The 24604-nt window shown below is 45.0% G+C and carries 16 protein-coding genes; 11 read left to right on the top strand and 5 right to left on the bottom strand.

Annotated features, from left to right (window positions below):
* Positions 1-93 precede the first annotated feature (93 nt).
* Both ACBP55_RS34610 and ltrA read left to right on the top strand, forming a co-directional pair.
* Entirely contained in the window at positions 94-993 is a 900-nt protein-coding gene (locus ACBP55_RS34610; protein ID WP_464648189.1) for a copper amine oxidase N-terminal domain-containing protein, read from the top strand.
* Between the two features lie 488 nt (positions 994-1481).
* Entirely contained in the window at positions 1482-2894 is a 1413-nt protein-coding gene (ltrA, locus tag ACBP55_RS34605) for a group II intron reverse transcriptase/maturase (RefSeq protein WP_464648188.1), read from the top strand.
* 127 nt (positions 2895-3021) lie between these two features.
* Here ltrA and ACBP55_RS34600 read toward each other — a convergent pair whose 3' ends face one another.
* Positions 3022-3243: a hypothetical protein gene (locus ACBP55_RS34600; RefSeq protein ID WP_464648187.1), complete on the bottom strand. Its 222-nt coding sequence runs from the start codon at positions 3241-3243 to the stop codon at positions 3022-3024.
* Positions 3244-3301: 58 nt separating this feature from the next.
* Entirely contained in the window at positions 3302-4210 is a 909-nt protein-coding gene (locus tag ACBP55_RS34595) for an AraC family transcriptional regulator (RefSeq protein ID WP_464648186.1), read from the bottom strand.
* Between the two features lie 162 nt (positions 4211-4372).
* On the opposite strand from ACBP55_RS34595, the gene ACBP55_RS34590 reads away from it, so the two are divergent.
* On the top strand, positions 4373-6133 hold the full coding sequence (locus ACBP55_RS34590) for a glycoside hydrolase family 35 protein (RefSeq protein ID WP_464648185.1): 1761 nt from the start codon (positions 4373-4375) through the stop codon (positions 6131-6133).
* Positions 6134-6155: 22 nt separating this feature from the next.
* Positions 6156-6992: an alkaline phosphatase family protein gene (locus ACBP55_RS34585; RefSeq protein ID WP_464648184.1), complete on the top strand. Its 837-nt coding sequence runs from the start codon at positions 6156-6158 to the stop codon at positions 6990-6992.
* Positions 6993-7209: 217 nt separating this feature from the next.
* Here the strand turns inward: ACBP55_RS34585 and ACBP55_RS34580 are convergent, their stop codons facing one another.
* Positions 7210-8661: an IS1182 family transposase gene (locus ACBP55_RS34580; protein WP_464644886.1), complete on the bottom strand. Its 1452-nt coding sequence runs from the start codon at positions 8659-8661 to the stop codon at positions 7210-7212.
* A 649-nt stretch (positions 8662-9310) separates the two neighbouring features.
* A complete protein-coding gene (locus ACBP55_RS34575; RefSeq protein ID WP_464648183.1) occupies positions 9311-9463 on the bottom strand; it encodes a hypothetical protein in 153 nt (50 codons plus the stop codon).
* A 49-nt stretch (positions 9464-9512) separates the two neighbouring features.
* Here ACBP55_RS34575 and ACBP55_RS34570 point away from each other — a divergent pair, with 49 nt between their 5' ends.
* The 3 genes from ACBP55_RS34570 to ACBP55_RS34560 all read left to right on the top strand — a co-directional run bounded on the left by ACBP55_RS34570 (position 9513) and on the right by ACBP55_RS34560 (position 13487).
* A complete protein-coding gene (locus ACBP55_RS34570; protein WP_464648182.1) occupies positions 9513-10484 on the top strand; it encodes a CapA family protein in 972 nt (323 codons plus the stop codon).
* A gap of 100 nt (positions 10485-10584) precedes the next feature.
* The gene (locus ACBP55_RS34565; RefSeq protein ID WP_464648181.1) at positions 10585-12396 is read left to right on the top strand and encodes a sensor histidine kinase; all 1812 of its coding nucleotides are present in this window, start codon (positions 10585-10587) and stop codon (positions 12394-12396) included.
* Between the two features lie 2 nt (positions 12397-12398).
* Entirely contained in the window at positions 12399-13487 is a 1089-nt protein-coding gene (locus tag ACBP55_RS34560; RefSeq protein ID WP_464648180.1) for a response regulator, read from the top strand.
* Positions 13488-13672: 185 nt separating this feature from the next.
* Here the strand turns inward: ACBP55_RS34560 and ACBP55_RS34555 are convergent, their stop codons facing one another.
* Positions 13673-14797, bottom strand: a complete 1125-nt coding sequence (locus ACBP55_RS34555) for an SGNH/GDSL hydrolase family protein (protein WP_464648179.1) — start codon at positions 14795-14797, stop codon at positions 13673-13675.
* Between the two features lie 210 nt (positions 14798-15007).
* On the opposite strand from ACBP55_RS34555, the gene ACBP55_RS34550 reads away from it, so the two are divergent.
* The 4 genes from ACBP55_RS34550 (at position 15008) to hepB (ending at position 24603) form a co-directional block, all read left to right on the top strand.
* The gene (locus ACBP55_RS34550; RefSeq protein WP_464648178.1) at positions 15008-15985 is read left to right on the top strand and encodes an ABC transporter permease; all 978 of its coding nucleotides are present in this window, start codon (positions 15008-15010) and stop codon (positions 15983-15985) included.
* Positions 15986-15996: 11 nt separating this feature from the next.
* Positions 15997-16878 carry a carbohydrate ABC transporter permease gene (locus tag ACBP55_RS34545; protein ID WP_464648177.1) on the top strand — a complete coding sequence of 294 codons (882 nt, stop codon included), beginning with the start codon at positions 15997-15999 and terminating at the stop codon, positions 16876-16878.
* Positions 16879-17047: 169 nt separating this feature from the next.
* Entirely contained in the window at positions 17048-18514 is a 1467-nt protein-coding gene (locus ACBP55_RS34540; RefSeq protein WP_464648176.1) for an extracellular solute-binding protein, read from the top strand.
* A gap of 125 nt (positions 18515-18639) precedes the next feature.
* Positions 18640-24603, top strand: a complete 5964-nt coding sequence (gene hepB / locus ACBP55_RS34535; protein WP_464648175.1) for a heparin/heparin-sulfate lyase HepB — start codon at positions 18640-18642, stop codon at positions 24601-24603.
* Position 24604 lies beyond the last annotated feature (1 nt).

Genomic DNA, 24604 nt, shown 5'->3' with positions numbered 1-24604 from the left:
TTTTGTGTGCTGTGACACAGAAAGTTGTCCGTTTATTGGGTATAATGAGTGAACCAACAAAAAACGACAGATTATTCTGGGAGCGTGTAAAGCATGAAATGGAAACTTAACATTGTGGTTTCGATAGCTGTTCTGGGCACTTTATTAAGTTCTGCGGCATATGCAGAGCCTAAGTATGATAAAGGTCCGAATCATTCGAGTACAGGTACAGGTACAGGTACAAGTACAAGTACAAGTTCTAAAGATCAAGTGGATGTGAAGCTGAAGGAGAAGAAGGAAAAGAAGGATTCTGAAGAACATGAATCGGTGACTTCATCTACCTACGGCTCTCATGGACATAAAGGGTATAAAGGTTTACAAAACGCATACGAGAACGTTAAAGATCGTCCTGCTGGTGCCGTCATTTCCAAGCTGCTGGAAAAGTACAATTTGCAGTTAAGTGATTCGACAAATATTAGCTCAATTCTCTCAGATGCCGTTATTGAGGCAGAGAATAGCGGGGATCTGGACACAGCGGCCGATATTCAGAAAGAAGTCGTTAAATCAGACTCAGCGAACCTGAGTGTATACAAAAAGCTAGGAGCACTGAATAGCAAAAAAGGGAAATTAGGTATCAAAGCCTACGTTAATGGCCTTGAACCAAACTTTGAGGTCCCGCCATTTATTAAGGATGGGAATACGTTAGTCCCTTTCCGAGCGATTGCTGAAGCCTTGCAGGCTACCGTGACTTGGAATCCAGAAGATAACTCGATTACCGTAGTGAAAGATGGTGTCACAGTGAAGCTTGTGATAGGTGTTCGTAAAGCCTTTGTGAATGGACAAGTCGTTGATCTAGAAGTGGCTGGAGAAGTCTTCAATGGGTCCACGATGGTGCCAGCACGCTTCATTAGTGAAGCGCTGAAAGCCAATGTGCAGTGGGAACCAGAATCCCAAAGCGTCGTGATTAACGAAGTTGTAGGACCAACGCCGGACCTAGGCGCGGCACTGAAGTAAACTACACGAGAACGCCCGCAAACCGTGACACAGGAGTGAAAACGCGAGAACGCCCGCAAACTTCGAGGTTTGCGGGCGTTTTTATGTGCGCCACGCATGGCGATTAACTAGGTGGTGAAAGTCCACTGTGGGGGTTTGTAGTTACCAACCACTAGCCAAGAGCAAGGGTGTCCATCGTAAGGTGGAATCTGAAGGAAGCTGGAGGCAAAAATTCCGACCCAAGGAACACGAACATTATCAGGCATAAGGTATGGGATGAGTTTGCATAACAAAACGAAGTCCAATAACTACACGGACATACCAATGTAAATGATGTGGGTACATGGAAGGAAAGTGAATCGTCTTACCGTGGGAGATCTCATGGACGTGAGAAGATCATTTCGAATCACGGTTGAAATAAGATTTATCATGAGAAGTCAGCAGAGGCCATAGTACCTGATGTAGTCGACGACATGAGGGAAGGGCTGAACCTTAGGAGGTGTTAGTCAATGAAAGTTACCAATACAGGAATAAAGGGCAGCCAACTTCGAGCAGAAGGCTCCAAGCAGAAAGATAATGCGGAACATGAAGGATATGCGGGAGTGCACAATCCTGAGAGGATAACTGAAACAGGCAACACCAACGCAAACGAGTCGAAGAAGGGACTGCTTGAGGAAATCGTTAGCAGAGACAACATGAACCAAGCGTTCAAAAAGGTCAAAGCGAATAAAGGCTCTCATGGTATCGACGGGATGAAAGTAGATGAACTTCTGCAATATCTCAAAGAGAACGGAGAGAACATCAGGCAGTCCATTCTGGACGGAAACTATCGTCCGAATGCCGTTCGAAGGGTAGAAATACCGAAAGAGAACGGAAAGAAAAGAAATCTAGGAATCCCGACCGTCGTGGACCGAGTTATCCAGCAGGCAATTGCCCAAATACTTACACCCATCTACGAGAAGCAGTTCTCAGAGAACAGTTTCGGATTCCGCCCCAAGCGGAGCACACACGATGCCATCAGGAGAAGCCAAAATAACATAGAGGAAGGATACAAATATGTAGTCGACATGGACCTAGAGAAATACTTTGACACGGTTAACCAAAATAAGCTCATCGAAGTGCTATCGAGAACCATCAAAGACGGGCGAGTCATTTCGCTCATACATAAGTATCTGAGAGCTGGCGTCATCGTGAAACATCACTTTGAGGAATCCGAAGTTGGCGTGCCGCAGGGCGGAAACTTAAGTCCAATACTGAGCAACATCATGCTAAACGAGCTGGATAAGGAGTTGGAAAGCCGCGATCATAAGTTTGTGCGATACGCGGACGACCTTCTCATCTTTTGCAAAAGTAGAAGGAGCGCCGAGCGGACACTAGAGAACATTCTTCCTTTCATCGAGAAGAAGTTATTTCTCAAAGTGAATCGGGAGAAAACGGTAGTGGACGAGGCGACGAGAGTCAAATTTCTTGGATTCTCATTCTATCCGCGAAATGGAGAAACAAGGGTCAGAATTCACACGAAATCCATTGCAAAGATGAAAGCTAAAATAAAGGAACTTACATCCAGAAGTAATGGAGTAGGAAATGAAGATCGTGTGGAGAAACTTAGACGCTACATAATGGGATGGGTCAACTATTTCAAAATAGCCGACATGAAGAAACTGCTCCAAACTACGGACGAATGGATGAGAAGGCGAATCCGCATGATCTACTGGAAACAATGGAAACGAGTGAAGACAAAGTTCGCAATGTTGCAATCACTCGGAATCCAGAAACAGAAAGCATGGGAGTACGCCAACACAAGAAAGAGCTATTGGAGAACCTCCAATAGCCCAATCCTCAACAAATCCCTCGGAAATAACACGATCAAAGGACTCGGATTCTTATTCTTTTCAGATTATTATCGACAAGTCACTGCGTAAACTTAGGAACCGCCGTATACCGAACGGTACGTACGGTGGTGTGGGAGGTCGGCTATTCAATTAATGGATAGCCTCCTACCCGATTATTAGAGGAAACGGAAGGGTGCGCAAGTTGAAAAATAGCCTTTTATACAGTTGAAGAGGAACGACGATACGCTATTTCGTGATAAATACGTTGAAAATGGGATTTGCGGAACGAGGATCCATTATTTAGTGAAAAAGTAAGATCCGGAGGCAAAAATAACGAAATAACGTCCTGTGGTTCCGCGTACCCTGGCATTTTAGTGGTTTTGACCAAAATAGCGTCTCCCAGTTCCGCGTACCCTGGCATTTTAGTGGTTTTGACCAAAATAGCGTCTCCTAGTTCCGCGTATCCTGGCATTCGAGTGGTGTTCGCCCTATTTCCGCTACAGTACAAGCGGCTGCTGTGTGGCATGATGCTTCGGCTTGAATTCACTTGGCGACAGGCCAGTCCAACGCCGGAACTGCCGCGAAAAGTGGCTGGCCGAATGGAAGCCGAGCTTCTCCGCAATGTCGGTCATCGGCAAATTGGTTGTGACGAGCAGCTCTTTGGCTAGGTTCAGCTTTTGCCGGCTGACATACTGACGCGGCGATAGTCCGTAGACTTTGGAGAAGAGCTTGCTGCATTGACTGCGGTTCAGGTTCAGCTCTTTCGCGACCCCCGCGACGGACGCCTCCTCGCATACACCGAGCGACAGCTTTTCTTCAATTGCGTGGGCGACATCAGCAGTGAACAAGGAGGCGTCTTTGTCCGTCGTTGGCTCATGTCTACTTAGTGAGTCGTGTTCGCGAATCAAGTTTAGCACGTCATGTATGATAAGCAGGGTGTAAGACTGTAGCAGCAGTTTGTCCTCGAAGCGCAGATAGTGTTGTTCTTGTTTCACGTCCTCCGTCCGATTGCGATGCATGATAGCCTCTAGTTCGCTTACGTAGAACTGAAGCTTGCTTTGCTCCGCAACCTGACGATGAATGTGCCGATAAGGAGTAGTCGATAGCAGGCTGCGTATTTCAGTATCATCGAGATCGAAATGCACATTAAAATAGCCGTAATGTGTGGTGGCGCTATTTAAGGATTGATGCCTCACGCCGGATTTGATCAGCAGCCAGTCTCCTTGCCTCATGGTGATGGATTCACGGTTCATTTCTTGCACAACTTCACCCTCCGAGCAGTAAAGCAGTTCAAACAAATGATGATGATGCCTAGGGTAGTTCCATCCAGGGGGCTGTAAGCCAAAGTGGCATCCTACAACTTGTAAAGTATTGATCATATTGGGAAAACGATACAAATCATCCATGAAGGGCTCCTTCCGTATGTCATCGCTGTATCTTCAATCATAACACTGAGTTGGCACGTTTGGTATAGAAAATGCTCCATTTGGAGATTGAGGATTAGGCGCATTTTCAGCGATGATTAGATCATTCATACATTATTGCATTCATCAGTCGGAGGGATAAACATGGCCAATTTACAAGCCCAAAATAAGCAGTTTCTTTTAGATGGAAAGCCTATTCAACTCATCTCTGGAGCCATCCATTATTTTCGCGTCGTGCCTGACTATTGGGAAGATCGTTTATTGAAGCTCAAAGCTTGCGGGTTTAATACCGTCGAGACGTATATGCCTTGGAATTTGCATGAGCCGGAGGAAAATGTTTTTAATTTCGCTGGCATTGCGGACGTAGAGCGATTCATTCGGCAGGCTGGCGAGCTGGGGCTGCATGTGATCTTGAGACCGAGCCCTTATATCTGTGCGGAGTGGGAGTTTGGCGGATTACCGGCATGGCTGTTGAAATATCCGGACATGAGGCTTCGCTGCATGGATCGGGCTTATTTGGAGAAAGTCGACCGATACTATGACGCGCTGATCCCGCTATTGGTCCCGCTGCTTAGCACAAATGGCGGACCCATCATCGCGATGCAGATTGAAAATGAATATGGCAGCTACGGCAATGACACAGCGTACTTAACGTATTTGCGGGATGGACTCATCAAACGCGGTGTAGATGTTATGCTGTTTACGTCTGACGGTCCGGAGGACGGCATGCTGCAGGGCGGGACGGTTCCAGGCACGCTGGCCACGGTGAACTTCGGTTCTAAGCCGGAGGAAGCTTTTGATAAGTTTCGCGAGTATCGTGTTGATGAGCCGCTCGTTTGCATGGAGTACTGGAACGGTTGGTTTGATCACTGGTTGAAGCCTCACCACACGCGTGATGCGGGCGATGTTGCGGACGTATTCGACCGTATGCTTCGCGCTGGCGCCTCAGTGAATTTCTACATGTTCCACGGTGGGACGAACTTTGGCTTCTACAACGGAGCGAACTATGGTGATAAATATGAAGCGACCATCACCAGCTACGACTATGATTCTCCTTTGTCCGAATGCGGAGATGAGACGGAGAAATATAGAGCTGTTCGTAGCGTCATCGCAGGTTATCTAGGCAAAGATGTGAAGGATTTCCCAGAATTACCTGGACCCATGAAGAAGAAAAGCTATGGTCGTATCACTTTGACTGAAAAAGCAGATATGCTTGACCATTTGCCGCTTCTCTCAGAGTCCGTGAAGCGCGTTTACCCGGAACCGATGGAGAAGCTCGGTCAAAGCTATGGATTCATCGTTTATTCCACGCACGTGTCGGGGCCGCGCACCGGTGAAAAGCTGCACCTGCAGGAGGTACATGACCGTGCGCAAGTCTTCTTGGATGGTGTCTATCAAGGTACGGTGGAAAGATGGGATGCGCGTCCACTCCCGATGGACATTCCCGCTCAAGGTGCGAAGCTGGACATTGTGGTCGAGAACATGGGGCGCGTCAATTATGGTCCAAAATTAAAGGACTATAAAGGCATTACAGAGGGTGTGCGAATGAACAATCAGTTCTTGTTTGATTGGACGATATATCCACTCCCACTGGACGATTTGTCGGCGATTCCATTTGGACGCTCCGCTGAGGTGAGTGAACGGAATGATCGCCCTGCCTTTTATCGAGGGGAATTCACCGTGGAAGAAGCGGGGGACACGTTCGTTCGTTTGGACAACTGGTCGAAAGGCGTAGTCTGGATTAACGGGTTTAACTTGGGCCGTTATTGGGAGAAAGGGCCGCAGCAAACTTTGTATCTGCCGGCGCCTTTACTGCGGACAGGACGCAATGAAATTATCGTATTTGAATTACATCATACAGAGAAGCCGGTCATTGAGCTGACGGATGCGCCGGATTTGGGATAACTTGTAATTGGAGGGATTGACAATGGCATCTACAATGGCAGTCAAAAGAGTCATCATTCTTGGCATAGATGGGGCGGGGGCATTCGTCAGCGAAGCGGATACGCCGTATATCGATGTGCTCCTCCTTGGCGGAGCCAGGACGGATCATGCGCAGACCGTATTTCCCTCCAATAGCGGGGAATGCTGGGGTTCTCTGCTGCATGGCGTAACGCCGGAGAAGCATGAGTCCCATTTGAATATTAAAATGGAACGGAACTACCCATCTGTCTCGGCAGCGCCTTCCTTATTTCAAATCATAAGTGAAGCCAGGCCTAACAGTAAGGTGGCTTCCTTCGTCTCATGGAAACCGATCCAGACCGGAATCATTGAAGAGAACGATGCGGTTTATAAATACGCTGCACCGGATGAAGAATTGATTCCTGCCATTGCCGCGTATATCCATAACAACCCGGATTTTGAGCTGCTGTTCGTTCAGTTGGATGATGTGGATGCTGCCGGCCATCGGCATGGGTATGGCACCGAGGAGTACTTAAAGGCGATCTCGCGTGCAGACAATCAAATCGGTGAGATCAGTAAAGCCATTCTAGATGCAGGAATGCTGGAAGACAGTCTGATTATTGTAACGACGGATCATGGCGGCGGGGGCTTAGATGCCTTCAATCATGGCAGCGATCATCCGAAGGACATGACGATTTTCTGGGGCTGCCGCGGTCCTGGCGTTCTCTCAGAGGCTGATTTAGCTGGCATGACTATCATGGACACGGCTGCCGTCGTGCTGTCTGCCCTAGGCCTGCAACTTCCCGATGATTGGGATGCCAAGCTTCCGAGCGGGTTGATGGCGCAGACGGGGCAGCGCTAAAGGATGACGCATGGCGACTGGGCTAGCCAGACGCCGAATGGGCAAAGAGCAATCGAGTCAGTGAAATGGAACCTCCAAATCCACCTGAAGTGGAAAGAGGCCACTGAAGAACTAGCCTTTTAGTTTAATTGGTGGTTCATTTACAGAAAAAAGAAGACATCCTCCTAAGTGGTCGATGTCTTCTTTCGCTGTTTTTGGCCTTTTGGGACTTTCAATTTTAATCATTTAGCTTCAAGATTCGTTTTAGATTCACCGCAAAAATCGCCATTGCTCCCTGAAGTTCCATACCTAATAGACCCGCGGAAGTGGCTACATCATACCCGTGTCTGTGCTTCAATTCACTGTTCTTCGCTTCAATTTTGTAGCGTTCTTTCGACTTCGCTTTGAAATCTTCACTCTCTTGAAATGCCATTTGGTCGGAATGTTCGTCGGACTTTATGCTGACGGAGTAGCTCTTTGACTTGGCTCCTTCCTTGTAACACCCTTCCCGAAGAGGACATCGCTTACATTTCGACACATCAAAATAATAGGTAGTCACTTGGTTCTTGCTGACACCTTTTTTCCCCTGCCTCGCTTTTCGCGTCGCCAAATGACCTGCTTTGCAAACATACAAACCTGCGTCTTTGTTAAACTCAAACTCCTCTTCTTTTTTCCGGTTTCCCTGGGTAACCACGGGATTCAGTTTGGCTATTAATTCAATATGGTTTGTATTGCTGTAGATGAGATTGTCCTTCTCCGAGTACGCCATGTCGCCGATCACTGTTCGGACATCCATGCCTGCCACTTTACTTTTTTCAATGAGTTCTTGTAGTTGCTTACCGTCGTTCTTTTCACCTGTTGTAACGATGGCTGCTGTAATAATTCGTTCCTCGGTCATGGCCAGATGTGTCTTGTACCCAAAAAAAGCGGAGTCCGCACTCTTGTGCCCAACCCGTGCGTCAACATCTTCTGAAATTCGAAGCTGCTCTACATCATCTAGAACGGTTTCCTTCAACATGTTGAGGGTCTCTTGAAGTTTGGGCACTAAAGCAATACCTAGCTCATTTTCTACGGTATGTATGAGTTTTTGGCAATAACTGATCTCATCTTTCAAATCTGCATTGGTATTTTTGGCTGGGAGCTTGCCCTTTAAGCTTTCATCTATCATATAGAGAGCTTTGCGCACCTTACGTGCCCGATCCTGCAAGATTTCTTGAGGAGACTTCTGGTTGTAACGCGCTTTGGTGTGGGTGGCATCAACAATAATAGCCTTGCTCTTAATAATTCCCTTTTCGGTGGCAAGTTGCACAGTTTTCTGAATGAGCAAATCCAGCAAATTCATGTCTTTCAAACGAAGTTTGCGAAATTTGGTCAAGGAACTAGGATCCATAACAGGGTCTTCTGGCGCCATTCCAAGAAAATATTTGAAGGACATATCGTAACGAGAACGGTCAACAATGTCCACATCGGACAAATCGAAAATAGCTTTCAACAACAAGTATTTAAACATTCGGATTGGATCAATGGCATTACGACCATTATCGAGACAGTAATTTACCTGAAGTTCTTCGTATATGAATGTAAAATCCACGAGTTCATTTATTTGTCGAAGCAAATTATCCTTAGGCACAATCAAATTATAGAGTTCAACATAAGGACTTAACAGCAAAGTTTGTTGTTTTTGGATCACTCGACTCACCCTTATTCCAATGATAATAAAAGTATACAAGAAAAAGGTGCAGTCTCCTCACATTTTTCGCGAGAATACTACACCTTTGTTTGGTTTTACTTTTTCAGTGGCCTCAGTGGAAATGGGGGTTTTTCTTTTTTTTTAGAGAGGCTCGGAATTCAATTTGGCATTAGGGAAATTTGGAATACTATCTATGTCTAGTTGCGGGTTAAGGGTATGTTCTTGTAGTGAATTTGTTTGGATTTTTTTGTGACGTCCGACTGGCAACGCGGGCTGGGTTGCAGGATTTACGTACCGTAATGATGTTTTTCATCACTAAAGTTTGAACGGGATAGAAATGTATTTCGTTAACGATATAAAACAACCTTAAATGAGTGGAATCAAGCTAATTAGCCCGGTTTCCGCGCCATAGTGATGTTTTTCATTGCTAAAGTGTGTGAGATAGGGGAATCTCCATATTTAACGATGATTAACATCGCTAAATACCTTGTAACTAGGTGTGACAACTTCCAGCACCTAACCTCAGCATCAGTCACCAGCACCCAGCACATAGCCTCAGTATCCGGCCCCAGCCCCAGCCTCAGCACCTAGCCTCAGTAACTAGCACCCAGCACCAGTATCAGCATCCGGCAACATTCTAACACTAGCATCAGTCCCCAACCCCAACCCCAACCCCAACCCCAACCCCAACCCCAACCCCAACCCCAACCCCAACCCCAACCCCTCCACTCAGCCTCTGGCACCAGTCCTCAGCCCCAGTTTCCCAACCTGCGCAGACTCCGAAGTCCAGCCTATTGTACAATCAACAACCCCTTTCATCGAATAATGTGCTCATGAGAGGAGGGAATGCGTTGGAACAAATAACGATCGCCGCTGTCGGAGATTTATTGATGAAAAGTGAAATTATTGACTCAGCTAAACAAGGAGACGGATACTCGTTTGATTCTATTTTTGAACCCATTAAACCTTATCTAATGAACCATGATCTAACGATTGGCAATCTGGAGACGACCTTCTCTGGGAACAGGCAATTGGGCAGAATGGGAATCCGACCCAAATGTAATTGTCCAATGGAACGAAGGAATCCGAGAACGGGATACCCTGTATTCAATTGCCCAGATGCACTGGCAGCAACGCTGAAAAACGCAGGGTTTCATGTATTAACTACTTGCAATAACCACTGTTTGGATGGTGGTTCAGCTGGCTTGAAGCGAACGTTGAAGGTTCTCGATCAGCACGGGCTCAAGCATACGGGTACCTCACGTACCCTTGATGAAGCTAATCAGCATCTGATTATGTCTGTAAAAGGGGTGAATATCGGTATATTGGCCTATACCAAAGGGACGAATGCCATATCTGTTCCACGTCGATGGATGGTGAATTCATTCGATCGAAGAAAGATGGTTGCAGATATCCGCCAATTGAGAAACAAAACCGATTTCATCATAGTATGCTTACATTTCGGGAAAGAGTATCAGACGTATCCGAGCAGAGATCAGAAGCAATTGATGCAGTTCCTCTTTAAACAAGGTGTTAATGTAGTCTTGGGTTCACATCCACATGTGCTGCACCCAGTATCTCAGACCGTAGTGAAAGACAACGATGGTAAGGTGCGCAATCGAGTTGCTGCGTCCTCCTTAGGTAACTTCGTTTCGTCGAAGCTGACAAAAAGTGAGAATACGATTCGGGGTATGATTTTGTCATTGACTCTAACTAAAAATGAAAGTGGCGTCGTAGATGTCCTGAAAATTGACGAAATTCCAACGATGGTGGAGAAGAAGAAAGGGGATAAGACTACGTTTGCAGTTGTACCAGTGGGATAATAGTTTTATTGACACATTGTAAACTACTACTTAGTATTAGGAAGAAAGTGGAATTGTCGCCTGTCTAGTTGGGAATTGCAGGCACCTGTCAGGAGAGGGAATGAGTATGATTCAAGCGATCCGGAGTTCACTGGAATGGAAGCTTATTCTAATTATCTTCGCAATCATCTTTTTTACGGTGACCGGGATCAGCACATTCAGTTTCGTTAAAAGTTCAGAGGCGATCAATAATGATGTGGTACGTTTCAGTGACCAGATCCTGAAGCAAGCGAACCTGAACCTGAGCCGCTACTTTGGGGATAACGAACAGTTCTTCCACACGATTAGCGCTAGCAGCGAGTTTCAGGACTGGTTGAAGACAGGCATCGATGATAAATATGACCTCTTCGATCGTTACAAAAAGTTAGAAACGAGATGGATCACGCCCTTTTCCACCTATCACCCAGAAACGTTGTCCATCAAGTTTTACAATGATAACGGAAACGAAAGCATTTACCGAAACGAATACATGTGGGGATCGATTTTGGCGCCCTATTATTCGTTGAAGAATGAACCGTGGCTGCATACGATCGATCTGACAGGACAGTTCTCACGTTATTACGGCATGAACGAATACTATACCGACCAGGCGGGGAAGCCGAAGAGCATCCCCGTTTTAACTTATGCGCAAAAGTTTCGTTTTGCCGAACAGAGCGGTTATTTAGCCATTGATATTTCCCTTTTGGCTACACAGCAAATATTGGATGAAATCCAGTTGGGTGAACACGGACTTGGCATGATTGTTGATCATTTCGGAACGATTGTGTCTTATCCCGATCCAAATCGAATCCATACAAAGCTTGATCCAAACATCTTTGAACATATTCATTCCAGCCTCTCTGGTTCTTATTACCGCGCCGAATCGAAACAAATGATCGTTTATCAAACGATTGCCGGTACCGATTGGAAGGTTATTGTCATCGTACCTTACGGAGATTTGGCCAAAAGCATATCCAGCATCCGCTATTTGACGTTATCGCTTACAATCGGCGGGTTGCTGATTGCTTCGATTTTAGCTTATTTAATCTCTCATTCCATTACGCGACGACTCAAGCAGCTGCGCAGGACGATTAAAAGGACGAAGTTTGGTCATTTCGACGTCCGCGCACAGGTGAGTGGAATCGATGAAGTTGCCGAGCTTGCTTCGGCCTACAATTTGCTTCTAGAACGAATTGAAGATTCCATTCATCAGCTTGCTGAGACCCGTCTTGTTCAGCAGCACGCGGTATTATCTGCTTTGCAATCACAAATCAATTCCCACTTTTTATATAATGCGCTGGAGTCAATTAATTCCATGGCTAATTTGGCCGGACAACCGGACATTCAACAGACGACGATTGCATTGTCCAACATGCTGCGGTACACATCCAATTATCAGCAAACGGTCGTTATTTTAAAGTATGAGATTGACCATCTGCAAAATTATCTTTTTATCCTTCGAATATTGTACGGTGACAACGTTTCGTTCAATCTCGAACAAGACAAGTCCGTTGAAGATGCTCAATGTCTCAAAGCAATTATTCAGCCATTTGTTGAAAATAGCGTTAAACATGCTTATGAAGTAACGGGGGATCATTTGTTTATTCGAATTTCGACGACTCGTTGGAAGGATCGGTATGTCCAAATCGAAATCGAGGATAACGGGACTGGGTTTACCGACGAAAGGCTGAATGCGATTCAGCATGCTTTGAGTTTGGAACAGACAGAGCAAGATTACATGCGTCTTTCGCGGATCGGCGTGCTGAACGTTCACTATCGGTTGAAAATGTTTTATTCGGAATCGGAAACGGGTGTTTCCATAGAACGGTTGTTGCCAGAAGGCGGCACACGCATAATAATTCGGTTTCCGTATCGATCCTTGGAGGTGGTATAAACATGATTCGAGTACTTATTGTGGATGATTCCATGCTAATATGCAGCAGCTTGTCTAAATCTGTAGCGGAGTACAGCGATACAACTGTCGTTTCGGGAACTGCCGCGAACGGTGTCAAGGCGTTGGAATGGCTCGATAACTATTACGCAGACTTGTGCATTACGGATATCAGGATGCCGGCCATGGATGGATTAGAATTGATCGAACAGATCAATGTGCGTTGTCCTTGGATGAAGAGTATGGTCGTGTCCAGTTACGACGATTTTCAATATGCTCAACGCAGCATCAAGCTCTACGCGCTTGACTATATTTTAAAACCAATTGATCCGCGAGCTTTTAATGAGTCTTTACGCTCGGCGACGGATCGCATCATACAGGAGCGAAACTACGAGGCTGCCCAATTGATATTGCGTAAATTGCCTTTAAACCGATCATGGATGGAACGGTGGATCGAACATATCCAGACAATGCGGGGAGAAACGATGCCGCTGCTCATTGTCGAAACACTTGATCTATTGGAAGGGTGGGCTGCGGAACGTTATTATTTGCTAAATGCACTTTCCAATCTTTGGCTGCAGACGGTAATCGAAGAGATGGCGAAGGACAAGCTTCGACTGGAGTTGGACGAGGGTAAAGATTTGGGACTTGGAGACAATTTGCTGCCTCTTCATGCCATCCGTAGTTATTTTCGCTTATGTGCGGTCAGAAGGCTGGAGGAAGGTGCCAATCAGCTGATGACCGTCATGCGCGGCGTCCGTGACAACCAGTCGACCCGAGTTGTTGATACGATGAAACAATATATTCATGTCCATTATGGAGAAAAAATCAATTTGCAGGATTTAGCTGACATCGTCTCGCACAACAAAACATATATGTGCACCTTGTTTAAGCAGGAGACGAACATAACCGTTGGGCACTATATCGTTTCGGAACGGATGAATCATTCACGCGATTTATTGCTGAGTTCGACATTAAAAGTTTACGAAATCGCGAATCGTGTCGGCTACGAAGACGTTGACTATTTCACGAAAATATTCAAAAAACATTTCGGCTTAAGTCCGCTGGACTATAAAAAACGTATGGAATCATAATTTCCGGACACACCGAACCGTGTGTCTTTTTTTACCACATAAGAATTTATAAGTTTCCGGGGTTCCCGGAAGAACGAATTCTTATTGGCGAAAAAAACAACATCTAAACGCGGTCGCTCATCCTCGATGGACTTCGATAGAAGTTTTTCTCATTCTTTGAAATTAACGATGATGAAATCATTATATTAAATTATAGGAGTAACACAGCTACCAGATAATCGAAGGATATCAGCCAAAACAGGCGTGAGCTTATCCGCCATCCGTTGAAAGCCAAGGTCAGTCGGATGTCCTCCATCTACTGTGCATTCTGCAAAATCCAAGCCGAAAAGCTCGCTTCCGTTTTGAAAATAAACCTGTTCGTCTCCAGCACTTTGAAGATCGTTGACGATATGGGCTTGTGTTTGGATCATCGCTAATTTTTTCTGAAGGATTTCATCTTGAAAGGTATCAGAGGCGAAACATGGTCTTGTCAAAACCAAAATAGGTACTTTTGGATGCAGGCTTCGGTAGATACGAATAAATTCGGGTAAGGTTCGTGCCATTTCCTCAACACTTGGACAATTTCCCTCGTAATCTAACACCAGACATGCAGGTTGTTCAATTTCCGAAATCAATTGTGCCATTTCAGGCTCGCCTCTTCCATTTCCAGAAAACCCAAGATTAATAAACTCAAGCGGGAATCTTCGACTTAATATATTTGTATAAACCATCCCTGGCCGATTGGCGCATCCCCCCTGTGTAATAGAAGTACCGTAGAAGATAACTTTTCCTTCGTTTAAATAAGCAGTTGGAGCCACGATTGTTGCTTGTGAATCGATTCCTAATCGAATTTCCTTTACGCCTTGATAAAGGGGGAAATTAAGCACGATTTCTCTCATCTCCGCAGTCATGTCTTTCATCATAACAGATTCATAATGGTCCTTTGTATGATCGAATCGAGTCGTACTGCAGAAATGGAGACGCTCATTCTTCTCAATATAGCAATCAAAGCCACATTGTCCTGTAGCTGGCATATGATCCATAGAGGCAGGACTATCGAGAGTCACCTGGATCGATAAGCTAGTTGAATTTGTTCGAAAACGAAGTTGCCCTCCAGTCGTATGATTAGCTAATGCGTCTACAGCAGACGGAATGGAGATTTGCGCTTGGACTGGAAGACGGCGATATAACCTTTCATGCTTGTACCAAGCCAATCCAGCGACCATATAAGTGAAGTCATGTGGGGAAATCCATTTCAATCCTTGTTCTGTGACTTCTGTTATCCGCATGTTTTCGTCCAGTTCTTCAATCCGAATCAATTTATCATTCATGATCTTGATCGTCTCCTTTTACGTTATACGGTAGATTCGGAAAGCGGACACCCTAACGACACATGAATTATAGCATAGACTATTCGATTGTGACTCCAGAAAAACAAACACCCGAATATCGTCGGGTGAAAACGAAAGCTTATCCTGTATCCGACAAGTTTCGCTTTCCTTATAATAAATTCAGACAGATAGAGAAAGGAGTGGAATGGATTGAACCGTACGATGTCTACAAAGCATGAATCGTTTACATCAGGAGTGTCAGATGCCTCAGGAGTTGTTGTTAAATCGTCGTTTTCCCGATACCTTATGAGAAACCATCCGTTGTACATCATGCTTTTACCGGGAATTTTGTATTTTGTTATTTTTAAATACATTCCCTTGCTCGGAAGTGTGATTGCATTCCAGGATTACAATATTTTCAAGGGTTTCTTAGGGAGTGATTGGGTTGGATTTCAATGGTTCGTGCAGTTGTTCACGTTTCCGCAATTCAAACGAATTTTTAGCAATACGATCATCTTAAGCTTTTATCAAATTGCCTTTGCGTTTCCTGCGCCACTTTTGCTAGCTTGTTTGCTGAATGAACTGAAAAATATGGCGTTCAAGCGGACGATACAAACACTCATTTACCTGCCTCACTTTTTATCTTGGACAATCGTTTATGGGTTGATGTATATGCTATTCTCCAGCCAGACAGGCGTCGTTAATCATTTCATAAATTTAGCGGGAGGAGATACGGTCAATTTCCTGCAAACTCCAGAATATTTCCGAACACTGGTTGTTGGTTCCGGTGTATGGAAGGAGGTAGGGTGGAATACAATCATCTTCCTTGCGGCGCTGGCGGGGATTAGCCCTTCTCTCTATGAGGCGGCAACAATCGATGGAGCTGGACGTTGGAAGCAATTTGTACATGTGACGTTTCCGGGAATATTGCCTGCAATTGTCATTCTTTTGTTAATCAAAACCGGCAATGTGCTGGATGTCGGCTTCGAACAAGTATACTTATTTTTGAATCCGACTACGCTCCGTGTTGGTGAAATACTGGATACCTACGCTTATCGGCAAGGCATTCAGGCAGGGCAGTTCAGTATTGCAACTGCGGTTGGCCTATTCAAATCGATCATCGGATTTACGCTTTTAATAATGGCTAACAAAACCAGCAAAGCAATCACCGGCGAAGGATTGTACTAGGAGGCTTACTAATGAAAATAAGAAAATCACTTGGTGAGAAGATCTTTGATGTTTCAAACGTAAGCTTTCTGATCTTGATAACGCTTACTGCGATGCTTCCGATCATTCATGTTGTCTCAGGATCGTTAAGCTCGTCAAATGCACTCATTCACAGTAAAGTCACATTTTGGCCCGTAGAAGGGACTTTTGAGAATATTAAGCTTGTTGCTGGGAATTACGCCTTTTGGAAATCAGGCTGGATGACGATCAGAATTGTTCTGCTTGGCACTGCGATCAATATGTTTTTCACCATGATTACAGCGTATCCGTTATCCAAAACGAATCTTAAGGGAAGAAAGTTTTTTATGCTGTTGATTATTTTCACATTGGTCTTCCAAGCCCCGATTATTCCGACGTATTTGTTAGTTAAAAACTTGCATTTATTGAATTCGATATGGGCATTGGTGGTGCCAGGTGCAATTAGCGCTTTTAATATGCTGTTATGTATAACGTTTTTTCGTTCGGTCCCCGAGGATTTGTTTGATGCCGCCCGAGTGGACGGGATGAGCGAATACCGTATGGTTTGGAGCATTGTGATGCCGCTTTCCTTGCCAATAGTAATGACACTTCTGTTGTTTTATTCAGTGGGACATTGGAATAATTACTATGGGCCTCTCCTGTTTATAAACGACCGGAACAACCAAACACTGCAAATGTACCTCTTTGCACTAATTGCAAATGGAGATTCTGATTCGTTAGCGGGTGGGGCGGCGGCTGAAGCTAGTATTAAGCTTTTTCCGGTCGCGCTGCAAATGGCCACGATCGTGCTGGCTACCATTCCCGTTTTATTGATTTATCCATTTTTGCAGAAGCATTTTGTAAAAGGGGCCACGCTTGGCTCTGTCAAAGAGTAAAGGGGTTTGTCGGCTTTCGCCTGCAGATATAATTACCAAAATAAGGGAGGGTAAAAAATGGGTTTCGATAATGGTTTCAAAAAGAATAGGATCAAAGCTCTGTACATGTTGACAGCTGCCACCCTGCTCCTGTCGGCGTGCTCTACGGGGAAAGAAGCAGGTGGCTCAAGTGCGAATCCAGCAAGTACGCAAGCAAGCGCCTCGGCTAAACCGGGCTGCACCGGTCAAAATTCGCGTGTTCGGAGACGATGGCAACCAACCTGTTCCCGGCGGTAAGGTGATGGACGATCCTACGTTCAAATACCTGGCACAAAAAACGAACACCGATTTGGATTGGTCGTTTCTACCTCATGCACAGTATGGGGAGCAGATGAGAATCAAGTTTGCTAGCGGCGATATGCCTGATGTGGTTCAAAGCTGGGGAGACGATTTTGATTTGATTAAGAACAATCAAGTGATTGCCTTAAACGAATATATTGACAAATACGGGCCTAATCTGAAAAAAAGTATTTCGCAAGCAGCTTGGGACGAAGTAACGATTAACGGGAAAATTATGCGAATACCGGAAGGACAGTTGGGGAATGCGAATGTAAACCGTATCATGTATGTCCGCAAAGACTGGATGGACAAGGTCGGCATCACGACGCCGCCCAAAACGCCGGATGAATTTTTGAATATGCTGCGGGCTTTCCGCGACAAAGATCCAAACGGCAATGGCAAGCCAGACGAACTTCCGATCTCCGCCCGCGAAAAAATCGATTGGTTGGATTGTGTGTTCAGCATGTTCGGTGCAGACTATTACACGGCCAATTTGGTCAACGGAGAAGTCATGCCAGGGATTGTCACCCCTAATATGAAGCAAGCGCTCGGATTTCTGCGGACACTGGTGGATGAGAAGCTGATCGACAGCGAGTTTATGACGAATAAACGAAATGTCTGGGAGCAGAAGATTCAGAATAATTTAGTCGGAGTCTGGGTACATGCGCCAGCACTTGCTTGGGATTGGCAGGATAAATTGAATAAATCCCTTCCTGGCTTGGGGGCCAATGTCATCGCAATTCCGACGCCGAAAGCACCTGGTGTGTTACATTCGGGTGATGCGATTGTAGCTATTAACAAATCATTTCTGGTGACGAAATCAGCAAAAGATCCAGCAGCGATTGTAAAAATGTTCGATTGGCTCGCTAGTCAAGAAGGACAGGAGTTTGTCAATTTTGGCCTGCCAGATGTAACGTTTAAGAAGGACGGCAGTAATATTGCGTATGACAAACAAAAGGATACAACTGACAAAACAGTACTTTGGCGCTCACCAACGTTTAATTTGGTCGGATTTAACAAAGAGATTGCAAAAGTTCAATTGGGCAGTCAGGAAGCCGTTGATAAAATGGAATCCGTATACAAAATCGCGGCTAATGAAGGTATCAAGAGACTGTTGTCAGGCATGCCGCCAGGTAAAAATGCTGCAAAACCCGAGCTGCAGTGGAATGGTTCACTGTTTCAAGAAGCAGCAGCACAGATCATTCTCGGTAAAAAGCCGCTGGATTACTTCGATACCTTCGTTAAGGATTGGAGAGCGCAAGGCGGGGATCAAGAGATCAAAGATGAGACTGAATATTATAACAGTAAGCAAAAATAGTTCAACGATTGATCCGTCATAAGACAACAGGATCTGTAAATCGGAAGGCGGTTGAAAGGACGGTATTGTGTGACATACCTGATCCAATCTTCCGCCTTTCTTCAATAGGAAGAGAGGATGTGTAAATGATGAAAAATATTGTCCAAAAGCTTTTTATTATATTTATGGTTGTTACTCTTGCATTGCCCTTTATCAGTATGGGTGCCGCTAAGGTTCAGGCAGCAACTGCTTCATTCACAACCGATAAGATATTCGAAGCGGAAGCTGGGACAATTAAAGCTCCGATGCAGGTTTATTCGGATAAGTCGGATGCATCTGGAAATAGTTATACCATGGTGCCTACAACAAGTCCCAGAGTGGATGGCCCCTTTTATGCGACTGTTCCACCTGAGGCGAATTATTCTATTTCTGTAGATACGGCTAAAGTGTATCAGGTTTGGGCTAGAATATTTACGCCAAATGGAGCATCCGCTACTTTATTTCTTGATTTTGACAGTGCAGGAAAATATGCACAGTTCAATGTTCCTGGTTCTGCGGGTTGGAATTGGGTCAAGATCAGTTCCGTTTCTTTGACACAAGGCGTTCATGATATGAAAATCAAATATCGGGATCCAGGAATAGGTTTTGACCGTTTTGTCGTAACAAGTAATGCAGCTTATACGCCAACAGATCTTGGGATAGATCCGACAGTCGTGGCTGAAAACATCTATCCTAATCCATACACCCAACCGAAGATAACTCCTCCGTCAAATCCAGATCATTCAGATCATCCGAGATTATATGTTCGAAGCAGTGACATTTCCCGGATCAGGGATAACATAACGAAAGGCGAGTTGCAGAGTGTATGGACCAATGTGTACAAAACCAGCGCACAAACTGTAGTAAACAACGGTATTCTTAGTCTACCTCCACCCGGAGACGTTGCGACGAATTATGACGCCACAATCAATAAAGTCGTTAGAGCCAATGCGCTTTTATATTTGTTGAATGGAGATACGGCTGCAGGTGGTAAAGCGGTCAGTGTAATGTACAATTTTTTCAATACGGTAGTTTTTCCATCTTTTCCGGCAGGTGGTTCAACCGGGGACATGGGAGAAGTGATTGTGACCGGAGCCATTGTCTATGATTGGTGCTACAACCTGATGACCGATGCGCAGAGACTGAACTTCAGGCAGAACATGGAAAGAACTGCGACCAATATGGAGATGGGATATCCGTCGACCAAGCTAGGGGCTGTTGTGGGTCATGGCTCAGAAAGTCAATTGATGCGTAACATTCTTGCATTCGGCGTAGCTGCTTATGATGAAAACCCCAACATCTATAATATCGCAGCAGGAAGATTCTTTCAGCAATATGTAGAAGCGCGCAAGTATATGTACACCTCGGAGTGGCAAAGTCAGGGGGAGTCTTACGGAATGTCCCGATTCCAGTGGGATATGTTTGCGACCCTGCTATTTGACAGGATGGGTGCAGGAAATGTATTCAAAGACACGAACCAGGCGAAATTGCCTTATCAGGATATTTATACCCACCGTCCGGACGGTCAGAGGTTAAGATATGGAGATGGCTTTTCAACTTTTTTTACCCTCGGGCAATATTGGACGAATGATATCATGGCGCAAATGCTTACCTCCAGCTACTATAAAGACCCTATTCTCAGAGGTGAATTTATAAAGGAATATAACTATGGTACCCAAAACAGCCTGATTGATGATATCTGGATGGTGCTTTTCGATGACCCAAGTTTGTCAGCCGCAAGCCAAACATCGCTGCCTCTAACCAAGTATTTCGGAGACCCCATGGGTATTATGGTGGCAAGAACCGGATGGGATGGTGGGATTAATTCCTCTACAGCCGTTGCGCAAATGAACATCGGCGAGACCAATTTTGCGAACCACCAACATTTGGATGCAGGGAGCTTCCAACTTTATTACAAAGGTGGGCTGGCGATTGATTCCGGCGTATACCAAGGGATAGCGAAAACCGACGGTTACTTTTCCAACCATGACCTGAATTACAATAAAAGAACCATAGCGAGTAACTCCATGCTGGTTTACGATCCTATGGAAACGTTTAATTATTACTCAACCACTTTAGTGAATGATGGGGGACAGCGTATCCCCAAAAACTTTGATGAACCGAATACCTTAGATGATCTTACGAAAACGGCCAACGGGTATACAACAGCAACGGTGCTGCATCAAACCTACGGCCCCGACCCGAATACACCAGATTTCACCTATATCAAAGGAGACCTGTCGAAAGCCTATAGCTCAACAAAAGTAGGGGTAGGGGACTATAAACGTTCCATGGTATTTCTCAACATGAAAGATAATGTGCATCCTGCAGCGATGCTCGTATATGACAAGTTGACAACGACAAACCCGAGCTTTAAGAAAACATGGCTGCTGCATAGTCAGACTGAACCTGATATCAATGGAAATACGGTAACAATTGGAAGAAATGACAGCGGCTACAATGGAAAACTGGTCAATACGTCACTCATGCCTTCGAGTAAATCGATAACGAAAGTGGGAGAACCGGGAAAAGAGTACTCTGTTGGTGGCGTCAATTACCCTAATCCAACAAGCGATTCTGCAAACAATCCCGAACATGGGGTATTTCGTGTAGAAATATCTCCGACAACGCCTTCAACGACAGACGAGTTCCTTAATGTCATGCAGGTCATGGACAATGTTAATGGTCCAGCGCCTCTGGCTGTTGAACAGGTGACCGGCGACAAGGTGGTTGGCGCCAAAATTTCAAACAGAGTTGTCCTGTTCGGCAAAGAAAGCCAATCTGTCGACACTTCAGTCACATTCACAGTCTACGGAAATGAAAGCAATTTGTATTACCTTGTAACGGATTTGACTCCCGGAGCCTGGACCGTAACGAAATCTGGGGAGACTGCGACAACGAAATACACGATCCCAGTTGGCAGAGACGAATTGTATTTCCAAGGAAACGCGGGCACATACATCCTTACTCGTTATGCTGAAAGCACATTGCCCGAAGCTCCCTTGGTTCCTAATATCCCTGCGCCCACTGCGCTGAATACAATTGTAATGAATCTGGATGGTACCCAGCTGCCAAATGATGAGCGGGCACAGGTCGTTGCCGATACAGTCATGGTACCCTTTGAAAAAGTGCTCGTTGCTTTGGGTGCAAGGGTTCAAAGAAATGCGGCTACCGGCACATGGGTTGCGAAGAAGCTTGAAACAACAGTTGAAGTAACTGCTGGAAGCAATCAGATCAAAGTAAATGGCGTGACAACCGTGATGGATAAACCGGCATTGCTCATCAATGGAAGACTGTTTATTCCGCTCAGCTTTTTACCTGTTACGACATGGGGAAAAGCGACTTGGGACGCAGAGTTCCAGATTGTAAATATAACCTCGATTCGACACACAGCGAATTACGGACTTATCGGCATTACCGTAAGTGAAGGGGTTTATTCGGGAGAGAATACAATCGATGGCGACTTAGCGACAAGGTGGTCAGCTGCAGGTGACAATGCTTGGATAACCTATGATTTGGGAAGTGTAAAGCCAGTCAATCGAATAGGTATTGCATGGTATAAGGGCAATGAGAGAAATGCCATTTATGATATTCAAGTATCAGAAGATGGATTAAACTGGTCAACGGTCTATAGCGGACAGAACTGCGGGACTTCTTCGTCAATAGAGAATAATGGATTTTCTACGATTAAGGCAAGGTACATCAGAATTGTCGGACACGGTTATATGTCCAAATATGGACTTATTCTTAATAACTCCATTTCTGAAGTTATCATTTACTCGGGACAACTTGGTATTGCCGCAGTGAGTACAATCACAGAAACCCCAGGTAATGAAGGGATTAAAACACTGGATGGTGATCTGATAACTTACTGGGCTGCGGAAGGGGATAACAAATGGATCCAATATGATCTAGGATCCGTACAAACGGTCAATGGTATTGGTACCGCTTGGATCAAAGGGAATGAGCGTCAGGAAATTTATGATCTTCTTGTTTCTGCCGACGGAGTTATATGGAAGACGGTTTTCAGCGGTAAAAACAGCGGTACTACGTTGCAAATGGAAAACAAGTATTTCCCAGATGTTCAAGCAAGATATGTGAAAGTATTAGGTCATGGCAACACGGTTAGCGGGTGGAATTCTTTGGCCGAAACAGCCATTTACGGTATAAATTCCGGAAGTGGAACGATTGCAATATCGGCAGGCATGGTGAGCTTCACCGATTCGACTGGAACTCCTATTGACAGTCTGGCTTCAAACAGTACAGTTCTTACAAAAGTATCTGTTACGAACAATGGCAATAATGCGGCAGATGTCATGCTGGCAGCTTCACTTTTTAGAAATGATACCCATCTGGATATGAAATATGTCAAAGCCGCTTTGCAGCCGGGCGAGACTAAGATTCTGAGTGTGCCTGTAAATTTGCCTGCCGATACAAATGATTGTTATTTGAATGTATTTTTATGGGATGGCTTGCAGCACTCGGTAATCCCTTCGTCTGCTTTCCCGCGACAGGACACAACACTGAAAAGTATTTCTATTGGTGGAATGCCTCTTGCAGGATTTGATCCGAACTTGTTGACTTATACGGTTGATCCTACGACTGTATCAGCTACTGGCGTTCCTCTGATAGCAGGTGAAGCGAGCTCCCCATCCTCAACGGTTGCTATTGTACAGCCAACTGATTTAGAGGGGACGGGGAGCATTACGGTAACTGGCATATCTGGTGTCACGAAGAAAGTATATCAGATCAAGTTTCATGTCATATCCCATGATGGCACATTAAAAGATCTGAAGGTAAATGGAACAGCTTTGGCAGACTTTTCAAGCGCTGCAACAAACTATACCTTCACACAAGGAACAAATCATATTCCCATCATTACGGCAACAGCTAATCATCCAAAGGCAACAGTGCTGATTTCGCAGCCGACATCCGTTCCCGGAGTGGCGACGATTACGGTAACTGCAGAAGATGGTGTAACTTCACAGCAGTATTCCGTGAATGTTCTTTTTCACTTAGGAATAAACGCAACCTTAAAAGACTTGAAGATTAACAATGCGATGGTTCCGGGTTTTTCAAGCAGTATTACCTCTTATAAAACGGGCCTGACTGCCAAAGATTTGGCCAGTTTTCCTGTTACATCTATAACGGCTTCGGCGATCGACCCTAATGCGACTGTCTTGATCACACAACCGACAGGCGTACCGGGAACAGCGACAGTTAAAGTGACAGCAGAAGATGGGGTTACCGTCATGACCTACACAATTAACCTCACGTACATCAAAGGAACAGACGCCACCTTGAAAAATTTGAAAGCAGGAAGTACGGCCATTCCAGGCTTTTCAAGCAGCACTTTTGCCTATACGTATAATTATGTGCCTAACGGGAACCCGATAATTACTTCCTTACCGCAGATTTCAGCAGAAGCTACAGACTCTCTGGCAACAGTTGTTGTAACACAAGCCAAATCACTGCCTGGCAATGCAGTTGTATTCGTGACAGCAGAAGATGGAGTGACTGTAAAACAATATAATGTGACTATCAATAGCGTTAATGTTGGAGGAACAAGTGTGATCACAGCTTTTAATAACGCTTACGTTGCATCAAATGCGCCGAATACAAACTATCATAGTTCTCCAGCGAATCAATATCTGGTGGCAATGGCAAATAAATATGTAACCTATTTGAAGTTCGATATTTCAGGGGTTGTCGGGAATGTATCGTCAGCAACATTGGAATTTAGGGCTCAAACTTGGTCTGCAGGGCCCGTTACTTTATCCGTTTATGGGGCGGTTGATGATTCTTGGAATGAAACAGGGGTAACCTGGAATAACAAACCTGCGGCAGGTGCTCTTTTGGGGAGTGTTTCCGTCGATACGGCTTGGAAGGAAAACAGTATGGATATAAACAGCTTGATTAGCTCAATCATTTCAGCAAATCAAGTCAATCCAGCTAATACGGATCCCTATGTTACTATCGCAATTCAAAGTTCATCAACTTCTGTCGGTACACAGATAGCATCCAAGGATAAGGATTATTATCCGCCGTATTTGAAAATAAAAACAAACTGAA

Source organism: Paenibacillus sp. WG02, from assembly GCF_055396115.1.
This window is presented reverse-complemented; position numbering and strand designations above follow the sequence as displayed.